The sequence below is a fragment of the Streptomyces sp. NPDC001889 genome (assembly GCF_053594535.1).
On record NZ_JBSFER010000004.1, the window covers coordinates 215,302 to 231,071 of the forward strand.

At 72.8% G+C, this 15,770-nt stretch carries 14 protein-coding genes; 7 read left to right on the forward strand and 7 right to left on the reverse strand.

All coding sequences use genetic code 11. The features are described 5' to 3' along the window. The first annotated feature begins 6 nt into the window (after positions 1-6). Positions 7-1,221, forward strand: a complete 1,215-nt coding sequence (locus tag ACWCRA_RS06215; RefSeq protein WP_351551811.1) for an acyl-CoA dehydrogenase family protein — start codon at positions 7-9, stop codon at positions 1,219-1,221. Between the two features lie 34 nt (positions 1,222-1,255). On the opposite strand, the gene ACWCRA_RS06220 is transcribed toward ACWCRA_RS06215, so the two are convergent. Continuing rightward, positions 1,256-1,849: a TetR/AcrR family transcriptional regulator gene (locus ACWCRA_RS06220; RefSeq protein ID WP_351551814.1), complete on the reverse strand. Its 594-nt coding sequence runs from the start codon at positions 1,847-1,849 to the stop codon at positions 1,256-1,258. A gap of 136 nt (positions 1,850-1,985) precedes the next feature. Then, positions 1,986-2,750 (reverse strand): SDR family oxidoreductase, encoded by a 765-nt coding sequence (locus tag ACWCRA_RS06225; RefSeq protein WP_351551817.1) that lies wholly within the window; start codon positions 2,748-2,750, stop codon positions 1,986-1,988. Between the two features lie 158 nt (positions 2,751-2,908). On the opposite strand from ACWCRA_RS06225, the gene ACWCRA_RS06230 reads away from it, so the two are divergent. The 4 genes from ACWCRA_RS06230 to ACWCRA_RS06245 all read left to right on the forward strand — a co-directional run bounded on the left by ACWCRA_RS06230 (position 2,909) and on the right by ACWCRA_RS06245 (position 7,971). Further along, positions 2,909-4,156 carry an exo-beta-N-acetylmuramidase NamZ family protein gene (locus ACWCRA_RS06230; protein ID WP_451066933.1) on the forward strand — a complete coding sequence of 416 codons (1,248 nt, stop codon included), beginning with the start codon at positions 2,909-2,911 and terminating at the stop codon, positions 4,154-4,156. A gap of 91 nt (positions 4,157-4,247) precedes the next feature. After that, a complete protein-coding gene (locus ACWCRA_RS06235) occupies positions 4,248-5,609 on the forward strand; it encodes an erythromycin esterase family protein (RefSeq protein WP_451066934.1) in 1,362 nt (453 codons plus the stop codon). A 138-nt stretch (positions 5,610-5,747) separates the two neighbouring features. Next, positions 5,748-7,061 (forward strand): serine-threonine protein kinase, encoded by a 1,314-nt coding sequence (locus ACWCRA_RS06240; RefSeq protein WP_451066935.1) that lies wholly within the window; start codon positions 5,748-5,750, stop codon positions 7,059-7,061. Positions 7,062-7,359: 298 nt separating this feature from the next. Beyond that, positions 7,360-7,971, forward strand: coding sequence for a hypothetical protein (locus tag ACWCRA_RS06245; RefSeq protein WP_351551986.1), 612 nt, complete (start codon positions 7,360-7,362; stop codon positions 7,969-7,971). A 247-nt stretch (positions 7,972-8,218) separates the two neighbouring features. On the opposite strand, the gene soxR is transcribed toward ACWCRA_RS06245, so the two are convergent. Then, on the reverse strand, positions 8,219-8,689 hold the full coding sequence (soxR, locus tag ACWCRA_RS06250) for a redox-sensitive transcriptional activator SoxR (RefSeq protein WP_351551823.1): 471 nt from the start codon (positions 8,687-8,689) through the stop codon (positions 8,219-8,221). A gap of 100 nt (positions 8,690-8,789) precedes the next feature. Here soxR and ACWCRA_RS06255 point away from each other — a divergent pair, with 100 nt between their 5' ends. Beyond that, on the forward strand, positions 8,790-9,251 hold the full coding sequence (locus tag ACWCRA_RS06255) for a MaoC family dehydratase (RefSeq protein ID WP_351551825.1): 462 nt from the start codon (positions 8,790-8,792) through the stop codon (positions 9,249-9,251). 7 nt (positions 9,252-9,258) lie between these two features. Here ACWCRA_RS06255 and ACWCRA_RS06260 read toward each other — a convergent pair whose 3' ends face one another. Continuing rightward, positions 9,259-9,903, reverse strand: a complete 645-nt coding sequence (locus ACWCRA_RS06260) for a TetR/AcrR family transcriptional regulator (protein ID WP_351551828.1) — start codon at positions 9,901-9,903, stop codon at positions 9,259-9,261. Between the two features lie 146 nt (positions 9,904-10,049). Here ACWCRA_RS06260 and ACWCRA_RS06265 point away from each other — a divergent pair, with 146 nt between their 5' ends. Then, positions 10,050-10,997, forward strand: coding sequence for a DMT family transporter (locus ACWCRA_RS06265; RefSeq protein WP_351551831.1), 948 nt, complete (start codon positions 10,050-10,052; stop codon positions 10,995-10,997). A 27-nt stretch (positions 10,998-11,024) separates the two neighbouring features. On the opposite strand, the gene ACWCRA_RS06270 is transcribed toward ACWCRA_RS06265, so the two are convergent. The 3 genes from ACWCRA_RS06270 to ACWCRA_RS06280 form a co-directional block, all read right to left on the reverse strand. Further along, positions 11,025-12,419, reverse strand: coding sequence for an aldehyde dehydrogenase family protein (locus ACWCRA_RS06270; protein WP_351551833.1), 1,395 nt, complete (start codon positions 12,417-12,419; stop codon positions 11,025-11,027). A gap of 85 nt (positions 12,420-12,504) precedes the next feature. Continuing rightward, a complete protein-coding gene (locus ACWCRA_RS06275; RefSeq protein ID WP_451066936.1) occupies positions 12,505-13,863 on the reverse strand; it encodes an ABC transporter ATP-binding protein in 1,359 nt (452 codons plus the stop codon). Between the two features lie 202 nt (positions 13,864-14,065). Next, on the reverse strand, positions 14,066-15,499 hold the full coding sequence (locus tag ACWCRA_RS06280) for a CitMHS family transporter (protein WP_351551839.1): 1,434 nt from the start codon (positions 15,497-15,499) through the stop codon (positions 14,066-14,068). Positions 15,500-15,770 lie beyond the last annotated feature (271 nt).

Consider the following 15,770-nt stretch of genomic DNA (forward strand, 5'->3'; position numbering starts at 1 on the left):
ACCTCCATGGACTTCGCATTCGACGCGCGCACCGAGGAACTGCGGGAGCGGCTGCTCGCCTTCATGGCGGAGCGGGTGCACCCGGCCGAGGAGACCGCCGCGGAGCAGCGGGAGCGGCTGGCCTCCCCCTGGGAGACCCCGGCGGTCGTCGGCGAGCTGAAGGCGGAGGCGCGCCGGCGGGGGCTGTGGAATCTCTTCCTCCCGGACGGGGAGCACGGGGCCGGGCTCACCAATCTCCAGTACGCCCCGCTCGCCGAGATCACCGGCCGCAGCCCACACCTCGCCCCCACCGCCACCAACTGCGCGGCCCCCGACACCGGGAACATGGAGGTGCTGGCGCAGTTCGGCGACGAGCGGCAGCGGAAGCGGTGGCTCCAGCCGCTGCTGGCGGGCGAGATCCGGTCGGCGTTCGCGATGACGGAGCCGGAGGTGGCCTCGTCGGACGCGACCAACATCCGGACCCGGATCGAGCGGGACGGCGACGACTATGTCATCACCGGCCGCAAGTGGTATGTCTCCGGCGCGATGAACCCCGGCTGCCGGGTCCTGATCGTGATGGGCGAGACCGCCCCGGACGGAGCCGACCCGCGCCGCCGGCAGTCGATGGTGCTGGTGCCGCGCGACGCTCCCGGCGTGGAGGTGCGCCGGGCGATGCGGGTGTACGGATACGAGGACCACGCGCACGGCGGCCATGCGGAGATCGTCTTCGACCGGGTGCGGGTGCCGGTCTCCCAGCTGATCGGCGAGGAGGGCGGCGGGTTCGCCATCGCGCAGGCGCGGCTGGGCCCCGGCCGTATCCACCACTGCATGCGGCTGATCGGGATGGCCGAGCGGGCGATCGAGCTGATGTGCCGCCGGGCGTCGTCCCGTACCGCCTTCGGGAAGCCCCTCGCCGATCAGGGGGTGGTGCGGAACTGGATCGCCGACGCGCGGGTGACGGTGGAGCAGTTGCGGCTGCTGGTCCTCAAGACGGCCTGGCTGATGGACACCGCCGGCAACCGGGGCGCGCACACCGAGATCCAGGCGATCAAGATCGCGACACCGAGGGCGGTGGTGGAGATCCTGGACCGGGCGGTGCAGGTGCACGGGGCCGCCGGGGTGAGCCAGGACACGCCGCTGGCGGAGCTGTGGGCGGCGGCCAGGACACTGCGGCTGGCGGACGGCCCGGACGAGGTGCACCAGCGCTCACTGGCCCGCCGGGAACTGGCCCGCCACCGGTAGCCGGACGGAGCGGGCGGCCCCGGACCGGGCGCGGTCAGGGGCGCAGGGCCCGCAGCAGCAGATCCGCCAGATGGTCGGCCACCTGCTGCTTGCTCAGCGGGCCGTTCGGGCGGTACCACGTGGAGAGGTGGTGGACCGAGCCGAAGTGGTAGTCCACCACCAGGTCGGCGGGGGTCGCCGAGGAGAACACCCCGCCCTCCTGGCCCTCCTCCACCAGCGCCCGGAACCGCTCGTGGTAGCGCCGCCGCTCCGCCCGTACCCGCTTGTGCTTCTCGGGGCTGAGGTGGTGCATCGAGCGGAAGAAGATCGCCGCGTCGTCGAGGTTGTCGATGGTCGTGACCACCACGTCCGCGGCGGCGGACCGCAGCCGGCGCTCCACCGGCTCGTCGGCGTCGGCGAAGGCGTCGAGCCGCTCCTGCTGGAGCCTCAGCATCCGCGCGTAGACCTCCTGGAGGAGATCCTCCTTGGAGCCGAAGTAGTGGTAGAGGGCGCCCTTGGTGACACCGGCGGCCTCGACGATCTCCTGGACGGAGGTGCGGTCGTAGCCGTGCTCGGCGAAGAGCCGGGTGGCGGCGGCCAGCAGCCGCTGCGGGACGGGGCCGTCCTCTCCGTCCGTCGTCCTGGCCATGGGCCGCCACCAACCTCTCACTGGGATACCGATACACGATCTCTTCGGGGAACACCGCTCCCGCCCGAGGATCTTCCCATTCGGCGGGCCGGGCGATCCGGCCAGGACCGGGTTCCGTCCGGGGTGCCGGAGGCCCTCAGCCGCAGATGTCCTCCCATTTCCGCTGAAGCCCGTTCATCCTGGTGAGCCACTCCTCGGGCTCGGCGGCACGGTTGCGGTAGAACCCGGCGACCTCGGGGTGCGGCAGGACGAGGAAGCGGTCCGCGGCGATGCCGTCGAAGAGGGCGTCCGCGACAGCCTCCGGCTCGATCGCGGTGGGGGCGAGCACCAGCTCGCCCGCCGATCCGGCCGCGGTGAGCATCTCCGTGCGCACACCCTGCGGACAGATGGCGTGCACCTTCAGCCCGCGGTGGCGGTAGGTGAGGGAGAGCCACTCGGCGAAGGCGTACGCGCCGTGCTTGGTGACGCTGTAGGGGGCGGCGCCCACCATGGTGAGGAGTCCGGCGGCGGAGACGGTGGAGACGAACCGGCCGCCGCCGCGCTCCAGCCAGTCGGGCAGCAGGGCGCGGACCGCGCGGACATGGGCCATGACGTTCACGTCCCAGGCCGCCGACCAGATCTCCTCACCGGCGAAGGCGTCGCCGGGCGAGGCGAGTCCGGCGTTGGCGCAGTAGATGTCCACCCTGCCGCCGAGGGCCTCGCGGGCGGCCGGGACGATCCCGGAGGCGTCGCCGGGGACGGCGCTCGCCCCGATCCCGGCGGCGACCGCCGCCGCCCGCTCCGGGTCCAGGTCGTTGACCACCACTCTGGCCCCCGCCGCCGCGAACCGGCGGGCCAGCGCGGCACCGATGCCGCCGCCCGCCCCGGTGACCACCACACCCGCGCCCCGTACCGAATCCATTGTCCTCCGCCTCTCCGCGACCGACCCCCCGGGGCACACTAACCAGTCGGTATGTCGTACGGAAGAGGGCGGACGTGCCGTCGGGATCGTTCCCCGGGGGCTCCGGGCGCGCTAGCGTGCGTGGCCATGACAGACAGTTGCGGTACGGAGGGAGCCCGATGAGCCTGTCCAGACGGGGACTGCTGGCCGCCACCGGTGCGGCCGGGGCACTGGCCGCGAGCGCGGCACCGGGCGCGGCGGCCGGGGAGCGGCACGGCCGGCGGGTGCGCACCGGCTTCGAACGGCTCGCCGACAGCGGTTACGCCGCGCTGTCCGGGCAGCGGGTCGGAGTGGTCACCAATCCGACCGGGATCACCGCCGACGCCCGCCATGTGGTCGATGTGATGCACGCCGACGAACGGGTGGATCTGATCGCGGTCTTCGGCCCCGAGCACGGCTTCCGGGGGACGGCCCAGGCGGGCGGCTCGGAGGGGCGGTACGACGACCCGGCGACCGGGCTGCCGGTGTACGACACCTATCTGAAGAGCGGCCGGCCGCTCGCCGATGTCTTCACCGCGTCGGGGGTGGACACGGTCGTCTTCGACATCCAGGACGCCGGGGCCCGGTTCTACACCTACATCTGGACGCTGTACGACTGCATGAAGGCCGCCGTTCTCGCGGGGAAACGATTCGTCGTGCTCGACCGGCCGAATCCGGTGACCGGGCGGGCCGCCCTCGGACCGGTCCTCGAACCGGCCTTCGCCACCTTCGTGGGCCGGGAGCCGATCGCCCAGGCCCACGGCATGACCGTGGCGGAGCTGGCGCGGCTCTTCAACGGTGAGTTCCTCGGGGAGCGGCCGGTGGAGCTGACGACCGTACGGATGTCGGGGTGGCGGCGGTCGGACTTCTTCGACGACACCGGGCTGCCGTGGGTGCCTCCGAGCCCCAACATGCCCACCCCCGAGACCGCTCTCGTCTACGCGGGCACCTGTCTCTTCGAGGGCACCAACCTCTCCGAGGGGCGGGGCACCACCCGGCCCTTCGAACTGCTGGGCGCGGAGGGGGTGGACCGGCGCTGGGCCGAGGCGGCGAACGCGCTGGAGCTGCCCGGGGTGCGGTTCCGCGAGGCGTACTTCACACCCACGTTCTCCAAGTTCCAGGGGAGGACGGCCGGCGGGGTGCAACTCCACGTCCACGACCGGGACTCCTTCGATCCGGTGCGCACCGGCATCGGGCTGCTGGTGACCGCCCGGCGGTCCTGGAGCGGCTTCGCCTGGCGCCCGGACCACTGGATCGACAAGCTCACCGGCTCCGCGAAGGTCCGCACCATGATCGACGCGGGGGCCGGTACGGACGAGGTGGCGGGCGCGTGGCGGACGGAGCTGGCCGCCTTCCGGGCCGTGCGGAAGCGGTATCTGCGGTACTGACAGCCCGAGGGCACGGGGTGGGGTCCGCTCCACCACGGGGAGGGCGGGCAGCCGGATGGTCCGCTCTCCCCCGGAACGACAGCCTGGGTCCATGCACTCCACGAATCCTCCGGTGTCCCCCCGCCCCCGCCCCCGCCGGCGCTCCCTGCTGCTGGCGACCGCGCTCGGCTCCCTGACAGCGGGGGTGGCGGGCCCGGCCGCCGCCGCTCCGGCGGGCCGGCCGCCCGTCCGCCCCGCCGGTGACCCGGTTCCCGCCCTGGCCCGCGCGGCCCGGCCGCTCTCCGGACTGCGCCCGCTGGAGCGGATGATCGGGGACGCCACGATCGTCGGCGTGGGCGAGGCCACCCACAGCTCGCGCGAGTTCTTCCGCGCCAAGGCCAGGATCTTCCGCCATCTGGTGGAGCACCGGGGCTTCACCACCTTCCCCCTGGAGGCTCCGTGGAGTTCGGGGGTGCGGCTGAACGCGTACGTCCTGCACGGCACGGGCGATGTCCGGCAGATCATGCGGGAGGAGTTCCAGGGCTCGTACCGGCTCTGGAACACCCGTGAGTACCTGGAGCTGATCCAGTGGATGCGCCGGTACAACCTGCGCCGTCCCCGGCGCCCGGCGCGGTTCATGGGCAACGATGCCGCCTGGGCCGGGCCCGAGCTGTTCGACCTGGTCACCGGCTATGTCGCCGAGCGGTACCCGAAGCTGCTCCCGCAGGTGCTGAGCCTCTACCGGGCCTCGCGGCCGACCGCTCCGGCGGACGAGACCATGACGCGGAACATCACCCGGCCGCTCGCGGAGCGCCGGGCCATGGCGGCGGAGGTCCAGCAGGTCCTCGCGCTGCTGGAGCGGCAGCGGCCGGGGCCGGACCGGGAGCGGCACCGGTGGATGCTCCAGCACGCCCGCGCCATCGCCCAGGTGGGGACCCAGTACACCTTCGACTACTTCGACCCGGCCGGGGTCGGGCGGATGATGCTCTACCGCGACCGGATCATGGCCGAGAACACGGTGTGGTGGCAGCGGTGGACCGGGGAGAAGGTGATGGTCTCCGCCCACAACGGCCATGTGGGGTACGAGACGACCGAGCCCGAGCGGTATCCGAAGCTCCAGGGCGCCTTTCTCCGGGAGATGGTCGGGGACTCCTATGTGAGCGCCGGCTTCACCTTCGGCCAGGGCTCGTTCAACGCCCGTGACCTGGAGGCGCCGGGCGAGCCGTTCCGGGAGTTCTCGGTGGGGCCGCCGGAGCCCGGCAGCAACGAGGACACCCTGCGGCGGGTGGCGCCCGGGGACTGGTTCCTGGATCTGCGCACCGCGCCGGGCGCCGCCGGGGCGTGGCTGAATGCGGCCCGGCCGACGTTCGACATCGGCAACGCCTGGCCCGCTCCCACCTCCCGCATCCGGCTCCGCACCGCCTATGACGTCCTCATCCATCTCCACCGGGTCACCGCCGCCGAACTGCTGTGACGCGCGGGGACCGTACCGGAATCCGGCGGGAGGCCCTCGGGCACGCGCGTGGTGAACCGCACGCGACCCGGGTATGGCGGTCCCTCCCCCTCCGCCGCATGCTTCTGACAGAAGCGGATGTAACGGGGAGGGGCCGTCATGCCGGACATGAGCGTGCAGCCGTATCAGGACATTGTCTTCAGCCGGGACGGCGACATCGGGGAAGCGGGCCGCGATCGGCTGATGCGGCTGGAAGCCACCGATCTGGTGCTCTTCGCGCATGGCCGGAACAACTCCCCCGCCACGGCCGCCGTGCTCCACTCCGCCTTCTTCGCCCCCTTCCCCGGGCTGCTGGCGGCGGGGGTGCGGCTGGGGTACGCGGGGATCGTGTGGCCGTCGATGCGGTTCGCCGACGAGCCGGTGCCGGGGACGGCGACGGACCCGGCGGCGGACCCGGGCGCGGGCGCGGACCGGGGATGGGACACCGGCCCGGACGGGGGGCTGGACGGCGCCACCCGGTCCGCGCTCACCGCGCTCTTCCCGGGGCACGAGGCCACGGTCGCGCGCCTCGCCGCGCTGCTGCGGGAGCGGCCGGAGTCCCGGGCCGCGTTCACGGAGTTCGGCCGGCTGGCCCGGCTGCTCTCCGAGGCCCCGGCGGGCGGTCTGGAGAGCTGTTTCACGGACGACCTCCCGCAGGAGGAGCAGGGCCCGCCGGCTCTGCTGTACGAGGACACCCTGGATCTCTGCCGGATGTTCGCCCTCGCGCTGGAGCGGACCGGACGGGCGCCGGCGGCCGGGACGGGCGGGGCCGAGCGGGTGTGGCGCGGCGCCAAGGAGCTGCTCCGGCAGACCACGTACTACGCCATGAAGCGCCGGGCCGGCGCCGTCGGTGAGCTGGGGCTGGGGCCGCTGCTGGGGCAGCTCGCCCGCGGCCGCCCCGGGATACGGGTGCACCTCGTGGGCCACAGCCAGGGCGCGCGGCTGGTCGCCTTCGCCCTGCGCGGACTGCCCGACGGGGTACGGACGGTGAAGTCGGTGACCCTGCTCCAGGGGGCCTTCTCGCACTACGCGTTCGCGCCGAGCCTGCCGCACGCGGCACAGCACTCCGGTGCGCTGCGGGCCATGGAGCAGCGGGTGGACGGGCCGGTGGTGGCCTGTCACTCGCGGTACGACAGCGCGCTCGGCGAGGACTACCCCCTGGCGTCCCGGCTCGCCGGGGACGACCGCCACCCCGTCTGGCCCGACCGGCGCTGGTGGGCGGTCGGGCACAGCGGCCTCCAGGCGGTCCGCCCGCCCTCGGTGCGTCTGACGCTGGAGGAGGCGCTGGCCCGGGGGGTTCCGCGCTCGGGGTGTGTGAGCGTGGACACGGCGTCGGTGGTACGGCGCGGCGGGGCGCCGGCCGGTGCGCACAGCGACATCTGCCACCGGGAGCTGGCACGGCTGATCGTGCTGGCGGGCCGGATGGGCGGCTGACCGCGCCGGGGCGCGCGGGCGGCCGGTCCGCGCCGGGCCGAAGGGGCGGCTGACCGGAACCCCGCCGACCGGATTTGGTCGATTTCCGGTACGGGGGGTCATGTCCGCCGTTCTTCGGGGCAGGAGCGGGAGACGGCGTCGGGTGGCCGTCACCGAGAGGTGCGGAGTGCCGCCTCCCCTGGAAGCGGAGGCCGACATTTCCTTGATGGGGTCCATCGGATTTTCGATGGAGCCGGATGGGGAACTCGTACGTCACAACACCAACGCCGATGTACGAGCGACGGAGGTGGAGTTGCGAATGGCCGGTTTCCGGAGTCTTGCGAGACAGGTGCGCGACGGGCGGTGCGATCTGGCACTGCGCCGTTACTCGCTGCGCAAGTGCCTTGAACGATTCGCCCCTTATGGGCACCGGGCGACCTGGGATCATCTGTGTGTGCGGCACGGCATCGAGCCCGAGGACCGGGCGCCCGATCCGGCGCGGCTGGTGGCCGCGCTGGAGGAACTGGAAGAGGCGCGGGCCGTGTGGCTCGCGTACGAGGAGAGCTTCGCGGACCGCCGCAAGCGCGAGAAGCACGACGGACTGCGCCGCCCGGCGTCCATCGACGACTGGCACCGGCGGACCTGGGGCGGGTACGGGGTGGCGCGCTGCGACAGCCCGCGCTGTCATCCGTCGGCCCCGCTGGACGAGGTGCTGCGGCGGCTGATCGCCGCGCTGGAGAACGAACCCGGAGAGTCCTGTCCGGTCTGCGCCGCCACCCGGATGGTGTGGCGGCAGGATCTGGCGAACGAGCCGGGAAGCGGGACGGTCTGCACGGGCTGCGGCATTGTGGTGCCGCGGCCCGTTCTGACGTCCGGGGCCGTGGTGGCGGCCAAGGAGGCGGGACGCCGGCAGCTCGCGTCGGTCGCCTGAGGGCGGGCGGTGGCGGGCTCCGCCGGACACGGACCGCCGCCGTGCGCCCGAGGGCGGGCGCCGTTCTCCTACCAGATGGAAAATACGTGGTTCCACCGGATTCGCGGCCCGGAGAGTGAGGGGCGGCAGCCGGGTGCGGAGCCGATGCGCCGGCGCCGGTGTGCCGGCGGCCCCGACGGGCCGGAGGGTGGGCCCGTCACGGGGGTGCGGGCCCGCGCCCCCGGACGATCCCACCCCGGCGGCCTCCTCAGCGGGTCTCCTCGTACCGGACCGGCATCAGCCGTGAACCGGCCATCCGCCGCCCGAACTCGTCCTCCGGGTTGGACAGCACACAGGTCTCCAGCGAGAGACAGCCGCAGCCGATGCAGTCGGTGAGATGGTCCCGCAGCCGGCCGAGCTGTTTGATCCGCTCGTCCAGTTCCTTGCGCCAGGTGTGGGAGAGCCGGGCCCAGTCGTCGCGGTCGGGAGTGCGCTCCTCGGGCAGTTCCGCGAGCGCCTCCCGGATGGTGGCGAGCGGGATGCCGACCCGCTGGGCCGCGCGGACGAAGGCCACCCGGCGGAGCGTGTCCCTGGTGTAGCGGCGCTGGTTGCCGCTGGTCCTGCGGCTGGAGATCAGCCCTTTGGCCTCGTAGAAGTGAAGCGCGGAGACGGCCGCGCCGCTGCGCGCCGACAACTGACCGACCGTGAGCTCTTGAGTCTTCTCGGGAAACTGAGACACCCCTCCCACCCTAGTGGGTCTCCGTTGACAGAACACTCGCGTCCCACCATGCTGAGCAAGCGCTCAGGTAGCCGGATCACCGAGAGGCGGGAGTCCCGAGATGGCCGAGCCGAGGATCTTCACCTCCGCCGACGAGCTGCGCGCCGGGGTCGGCGAGCGGCTGGGGTACAGCGACTGGCTGGAGATCGACCAGCGGCGGATCGACCTCTTCGCCGAGGCGACCGGCGACCACCAGTGGATTCATGTGGACCCGGAGCGCGCGGCGGCCGGCCCCTTCGGGACGACCATCGCCCACGGCTATCTCACCCTCTCGCTGCTGCCCGCGCTGGTGCCGCAGGTGCTGCGGGTCGAGGGGATGCGCATGGGGCTCAACTACGGGACCGACAAGGTCCGGTTCCCCGCGCCCGTCCCGGTGGGATCGCGGCTGCGGGCGACGGCGGAGCTGCGGAGCGCGGTGGACGCGGGGGGCGGCGTCCAGGTGACGGCGCTGGTGACGGTCGAGCGCGAGGGCGGCGAGAAGCCGGTGTGCGTCGCCGACTCGGTGTCCCGCTACTACTTCTGAGCGGCGGCTACCGCTGGGCGCCCGGTCGCGGCGGAGGGCCGCTGACCATGCGCAGCACCAGGTCCGCGTAGAGCGCGCCGACCTCCTCGGGCGTGCGGTGGCCGTTGACGTTGAACCAGCGCGCCACGTCGATGCAGAGCGAGAGCACGGCGAGGGTGGTCCCGGGGACATCGGGGACGTCGAACTCACCGCTCGCCACACCGTCGAGCAGGATCTCGCGGACCACCGCGCTGCTGCGGCGGCGCAGCTCCACGATCTCGGCGCGGTGCTCGGCGGAGAGGGCGTCGAGTTCGTACTGCACCACACGGGCGGTGTTGTGGCGCCCGGCGTGCCAGCGGACGAAGGAGCTGACGGCCTCGGCGAGCCGCTCACCGGGGGTGGTGCCGCGCTCGGAGGCGGCCGTGAGGACCTCCAGGGCCCGGGCGTGCCCGATTCCGCTGATGCGGTGGAGCAGCTCCTCCTTGGTCTTGTAGTGGATGTACAGCGCGGCGGGGCTCATGCCCGCGCGGCCGGCGATGTCCCGGGTCGTGGTCGCGTGGTAGCCCCGCTCGGCGAAGGCCTCGACGGCGGCGACCAGCAGCTTCCGCGCCGCCTCGGGGGCGACCTCACCCCACGGCGCGCTCTCGCCGGTGGTTCCATCGGCCGCAGTCATGGCGTGCCTCTCTTGTCAGTGAAGGGACCACCATACCTCGGGGTGAGCAAGCGCTTAGGACTGCGCGCGGGGCGTGGCGCGCACGGCCCCGGCACGGGCCCGGGGCACCCGGCAAGATCCACGGGAGACGGCCTAACGTCAGGGGCATGCCAGAACCCATCCCCTCCCCCGCCCGGGCGCCCTGGCCCACCGTGGCCGCCGCCGCTGTCACCGTGGTCCTCTGGGCCTCCGCGTTCGTCTCGATCCGCAGCGCCGGCGAGTCGTACTCGCCCGGCGCCCTCGCGCTCGGACGGCTGCTCGCCGCTTCGCTGGTGCTCGGCTGTGTGCTGCTGATCCGGCGGGAGGGGCTGCCGCCGCGCGCCGCGTGGCCGGGGATCGCGGTCTCGGGGGTGCTCTGGTTCGGCGTCTACATGGTGGTGCTCAACTGGGGCGAGCAGGAGGTGGACGCGGGGACCGCCGCGATGATCGTGAACATCGGCCCGGTGCTGATCGCGCTGCTCGGGGCCCGGCTGCTCGGCGAGGCGCTGCCACCGCGGCTGCTCGCCGGGATGGCGGTGTCGTTCGCGGGCGCGGTGACCGTGGGGCTCTCGATGTCCGGGGCGGGCGGGGCGTCCCCGCTCGGCGTGGTGCTCTGTCTGCTGGCGGCGGTGGGGTACGCGGGCGGGGTGGTGGCGCAGAAGCCCGCGCTGGCCCACGCGAGCGCGCTCCAGGTGACCGCCTTCGGCGCGCTCGCCGGAACGGCGGTCTGTCTGCCGTTCACCGGACAGCTGATCGGCGAGGCCGGGCGGGCGCCGCTGTCCGCCACCCTGAACATGGTCTATCTGGGGGTGTTCCCGACCGCGCTGGCGGTGACCACCTGGGCGTACGCCCTGGCCCGTACGACGGCCGGGCGGATGGGCGCGACCACCTACGCGGTCCCGGCGCTGGTGGTGCTGATGTCGTGGCTGGTGCTGGACGAGGTGCCGGGGCCGCTGACCCTGGCGGGCGGCGCGCTCTGTCTCGCGGGGGTGGCGGTCTCGCGCTCGCGGGCCCGGACCCCGGCGGCCGCGGCCGAGCCGGCCGCCGCCCACCCCGCGCCGGGAACCGGCCCCTGACGGGACCGGCCCCCGCGCCTTTCGGCGTCAGAGCTGGAGCGACTTGGTCTGGAGGTACTCCGCCAGCCCGTGCGCCCCCAGCTCCCGGCCGACCCCCGACTGCTTGTAGCCGCCGAACGGCGCGAGCGGGTTGAACCGTCCGCCGTTGATGTCGACCTGACCGGTGTCCATCCGGCGGGCGAAGGCGACGGCCCGCGCGTCGTCGGCGGCCCAGACCGCGCCGCCCAGGCCGTAGACGGTGCCGTTGGCGATCCGGAGGGCGTCCTCCTCGTCCTCGTACCGCAGCAGCGCCACCACCGGGCCGAAGATCTCCTCCTGGGCGATCGTCATCCCCGGGGTCACATCGGCGAAGACGGTGGGGCTGACGTAGTAGCCGGCGGCGAGCGGCGGGGTGGGGCCGCCCGCGACCAGCCGGGCGCCCTCGGCGACGCCCTTCTCGATGTGGCCGCGCACCCGCTGCCGCTGGCGGTCGCTGACCAGGGGCCCGATCCGCTCCCCGGGGACGTACGCGGAGACCGCGCCGGCCGCGAGGGCCACCGCCTCCTCGTACTGGTCGCGGTGGACCAGCATCCGGCTCCAGGCGCTGCACGTCTGGCCGGAGTTCAGCATCACCTGGGCGATACCGGCGGTGACCGCCCGGGTGAGATCCGCGCCCGGCAGGATGACATTGGCGGACTTGCCGCCCAGCTCCAGCGCGACCCTCTTGACGGCGCCGCCGGCGATCGCGCCGATCCGCCGCCCGACCTCCGTGGAGCCGGTGAAGGAGATCAGATCGACGTCCTCGTGCGCGGCGAGGGCGGCCCCGGCGACCTCGCCGAGCCCGGTCACCACATTGACCACGCCCGGGGGAATCCCCGCGTCGTGGACGGCCTCGGCGAACCGCTGGGCGGTGAGCGGGGTGTCCTCGGCCGGTTTCACGACGACGGTGCAGCCCGCGGCGAGCGCGGGGGCGGCCTTGGCGACGATCTGGTGCAGCGGATAGTTCCACGGGGTGATCGCGCCGACCACTCCGACCGGTTCCAGCAGGACGGTGGAGTTGCCGATGGTCTCCTCGAAGAGGTGGGTCGCGGCCAGTTCGGCGTAGGAGCCGGCGACCGCGACCGGGAGTCCGACGTGCACCGGGCGGGCGAGGGCGGGCGGGGCGCCGAGTTCGGCGGTGACGGTGGCGGCGATCTCCTCGGTCCGGGCCGCGAGGGCGTCCCGGAGCGCGGCGATCCGGGCCGCGCGGGCGCCGGGCGGGGTGGCGGCCCAGCCGGGCAGGGCCCGGCGGGCGGCGCGGACGGCGGTGTCGATGTCCTCGGCGGTACCGGCCGGGACATGGGCGATGACCCGCTCGTCGGCGGGGTTCACCACCGCGATGGTGTCCGCGGTGGCGGCGGGCCGCCACCGTCCGCCGATGTACAGCGCGTCGTGGGCTTTCATGGGACTCCTCGGACTGCGTCGGTCGTGCGCACCCGCGCAACAGTGTCGGCCCCCGGGAACGCGGGTGCCCGGATTCACCCCTCCTTCACACTTCGGAACCGAGCAGATCGGCGGGGGCCGGACAGATTCTGCGGCCGTGGTGGTCGAAGACGTACAGCTGCGCCAGATCGACCAGCAGCGGCACCTGGGCACCGCGCTGGAGCCAGAGGTGCGGGCCGGTGCGGACGACCAGCGAGCCCGCGCCGGGGGCCCGGGAGGGATCGTAGGAGGCGTACGGGTCGTAGGGCCGCCGCTCCGGTCCGCCGACGGTGACCGTGGTGGGGCCGGGGATCTGGGCGGCGGCCAGTTCCTTGAGCCGGCCCAGCACCCCCGGGCCGCCGCGGGGTCTGCGGCGGCGCGGGGAGCCCACCGGGCGGGGCGACTCCAGATCGGCGACGACGGCGGGCCGGGAGCCGATGCCGAGGTGGACCAGCGCCTCGTGGCCCTGGTAGTCGGTGTGCTCGACCATCCCGGTGAGCGGCACCTCACCGGGTCTGGCCTGGCTCGGCAGACCGATCCTGGTGGCCTCCGAGCGCAGCCCGACGACGATCGGCCGGCCCTGCTGGATGCGGAGCAGCTGGTGGTCGACGCTGAGGGGCTCGGGCAGGGTCAGCGACTGGCGGCCGAGGTCCAGGGTCATCCGGCCGTTGACCGGCGCGTGGACCACGGCCTGGAGGAGGTTGATCCGGGGGGTGCCGATGAAGGCGGCGACGAAGATGTTCTCCGGCAGGGCGTAGATGTCGCGCGGGGCGCCCGTCTGCTGGAGCACCCCGCCGCGCATCACCGCGACCCGGTCGCCGAGCGACATGGCCTCGGCCTGGTCATGGGTGACATATATGGTGGTGACACCCATTTCCTGGGTGAGCTGGGCGATTTCGGCGCGGAGCTGATTGCGTAACTTGGCGTCGATGTTGGAGAGCGGCTCGTCCATCAGAAAGACGGAGGGCCGGCGCGAGATGGCCCGGCCCATCGCGACCCGCTGGCGTTCGCCGCCGGAGAGCTGGCTCGGGTAGCGGTCGAGGACATCCTCGATACCGAGCTTCCGGGCGGTGGCGTCGACCCGGGGACCGCGGTCCTCCCGGGGGTTCTCCACCCTCAGGGGAAAGCCGATGTTGTCTCGGTTGGTCATGTTCGGATAGAGGGCGAAGTTCTGGAACACCATGGCGATATCGCGGTCGCGGGGGAGCATCTCGTTGGCCCGCTCGCCGTCGATCCGCAGCTCGCCGTCGGTGATCGCCTCCAGGCCCGCGATCATGCGCAGGACGGTGGACTTTCCGCAGCCGGACGGGCCGAGGAGGACCAGGAATTCTCCCGGTTCGACGGAGAGCGTGAATCGGCCGACGGCTCGCGGTGCCGCCCTCCCGTATCGCTTGCTGACATTGTGCAGTGAAATGGCGCGCGTCATGTGGGGGTCCCGCCGGGGCAGATGGGGATCGGCTGAGACGCTTGAAAATAGCCGACTATCCCCGGCCGGGGAATCGTCGCGACGGATGTTTAACCAGGGCTTTTACCGTTCCACCGGCCCATGTACGGCAACGGCCCCCGGAATTATGAGGGGCTTCTCATTTCCGGGGGCCGTTTTCCCGCCCCGAGCGGGGCGGGCGGGGTCAGATGATGCCGAAGAGGACTCCGGCGGCGAGCACCACGAGCGAGGTGAGCGCGGCCCACTTCACGGTGAACCTGGTGTGGTCGCCGAACTCCACCTTGGCCATGCCGACGAGGACGTAGACGGCGGGGACCAGCGGGCTGGACATGTGCAGGGCCTGGCCGACCAGGGAGGCGCGGGCGATCTCCAGCGGGGAGATCCCGTGGGCGGCGCCGGCCTCGGCGAGGACGGGCAGCACACCGAAGTAGAAGCCGTCGTTGGACATGAAGTAGGTGAGCGGGAGGCTGAGCAGCCCGGTGACGATGGCCATGTGCGGGCCCATGCCCTCGGGGATGGCGCCGACGAGCCAGTCGGCCATGCTCTTGACCATGCCGGTGCCGGTGAGGACTCCGGTGAAGACGGCGGCGGCGAAGACCATGCCGGCGACGTTGACGACATTCTCGGAGTGGGCGCCGATACGGGCCTTCTGGTCGGCCATCTTCGGGTAGTTCACGGTGAGGGCGAGGGCCGCGCCGAGGAGGAAGAGCACCGGGATGGGCAGCAGCTCCATGATCATCGCGGTGAGCAGCGTGATGGTGAGGCCGGCGTTGAACCAGTAGAGCTTGGGGCGCAGGGTCTCGCGGTTGGGGTCGAGACCCTGGAGGCCGTCGTCGGCGGCACCGGGGGCCGGAGCGGCGGAGTCCTCGCCCGGGGCGGAGCCGGCGCCGGAGCCCGAGCCCTTCGCGGCCTCGGACGCCTTGCCGGTCCTGCCGCCCTTGCCGCCGCCGGTCTTCACCAGCACCGTCTCGGACTCCGGCACCAGCGCCTCGTCCAGGGAGAGGTAGCCGAGGCGCTTGCGCTCCCGCATGCCCAGCACATAGGCGAGGATGAAGACGAAGAGGAGCCCCACGGCGAGCGCCGGGATCATCGGCACGAAGATGTCGGCCGCGTCCAGCTTCAGCGCGGTCGCCGCGCGGGCGGTGGGCCCGCCCCACGGCACGGTGTTCATCACACCGTTCGCGGTGGCGGCGATACCGGTCATCACGACCAGGCTCATCCCCAGGCGCTTGTAGAGCGGATACATCGCCGAGACGGTGATCATGAAGGTGGTGGAGCCGTCGCCGTCCAGCGAGACGATCGCGGCGAGCAGCGCCGTACCGACCACGACCCGCATCGGGTCGGCCTTGCAGAACCGCAGGATGCCCCGGACGATCGGGTCGAAGAGCCCGACGTCGATCATCACACCGAAATAGATGATGGCGAACATCAGCATCGCGGCGGTGGGGGCAAGGTTGCCGACGCCTTCGATGACGTAGTCCCCGAGATGCGCGCCCTTGCCGACGAGTACGCAGAAGAGTGCGGGGATCAGGACCAGCGCCGCGATGGGCGTCATCTTCTTCATCATGATCAGGACCAGGAAGGTCGCGATCATGGCGAAGCCGAGGATTGTCAGCATGGGGTTACCTAACGTTCATCCTTGAACTCCCACCGGAGGCGGCGGTCCGGATGACGTTAGGGCCCGTCAAAAGCTGTTAACAAGATGTTGACCTGTGAGCAATACGAGCAAAACCCCAGGTCAGCACGGAGATGCCGAGGAGCGGGGCCCCGGAGCCGCCCTTGACGCACCCCGGGCGGCCACTCCGGCGGACCCGGCGCGCACCCCCCGGCGGCCCCTCCGGCCGGCCCCTGGGGCACCCCCGGCGCCGCCCGGCGCACCCCCGCCCGCG

Coding starts and splice junctions, on each gene's coding strand:
- ACWCRA_RS06215 (WP_351551811.1), top strand. CDS start 7: ATGGACTTCGCATTCGACGCGCGCACCGAGGAACTGCGGGAGCGGCTG.
- ACWCRA_RS06220 (WP_351551814.1), bottom strand. CDS start 1,849: ATGGCCAGGACGACGGACGGAGAGGACGGCCCCGTCCCGCAGCGGCTG.
- ACWCRA_RS06225 (WP_351551817.1), bottom strand. CDS start 2,750: ATGGATTCGGTACGGGGCGCGGGTGTGGTGGTCACCGGGGCGGGCGGC.
- ACWCRA_RS06230 (WP_451066933.1), top strand. CDS start 2,909: ATGAGCCTGTCCAGACGGGGACTGCTGGCCGCCACCGGTGCGGCCGGG.
- ACWCRA_RS06235 (WP_451066934.1), top strand. CDS start 4,248: ATGCACTCCACGAATCCTCCGGTGTCCCCCCGCCCCCGCCCCCGCCGG.
- ACWCRA_RS06240 (WP_451066935.1), top strand. CDS start 5,748: ATGCCGGACATGAGCGTGCAGCCGTATCAGGACATTGTCTTCAGCCGG.
- ACWCRA_RS06245 (WP_351551986.1), top strand. CDS start 7,360: ATGGCCGGTTTCCGGAGTCTTGCGAGACAGGTGCGCGACGGGCGGTGC.
- ACWCRA_RS06255 (WP_351551825.1), top strand. CDS start 8,790: ATGGCCGAGCCGAGGATCTTCACCTCCGCCGACGAGCTGCGCGCCGGG.
- ACWCRA_RS06260 (WP_351551828.1), bottom strand. CDS start 9,903: ATGACTGCGGCCGATGGAACCACCGGCGAGAGCGCGCCGTGGGGTGAG.
- ACWCRA_RS06265 (WP_351551831.1), top strand. CDS start 10,050: ATGCCAGAACCCATCCCCTCCCCCGCCCGGGCGCCCTGGCCCACCGTG.
- ACWCRA_RS06270 (WP_351551833.1), bottom strand. CDS start 12,419: ATGAAAGCCCACGACGCGCTGTACATCGGCGGACGGTGGCGGCCCGCC.
- ACWCRA_RS06275 (WP_451066936.1), bottom strand. CDS start 13,863: ATGACGCGCGCCATTTCACTGCACAATGTCAGCAAGCGATACGGGAGG.
- ACWCRA_RS06280 (WP_351551839.1), bottom strand. CDS start 15,499: ATGCTGACAATCCTCGGCTTCGCCATGATCGCGACCTTCCTGGTCCTG.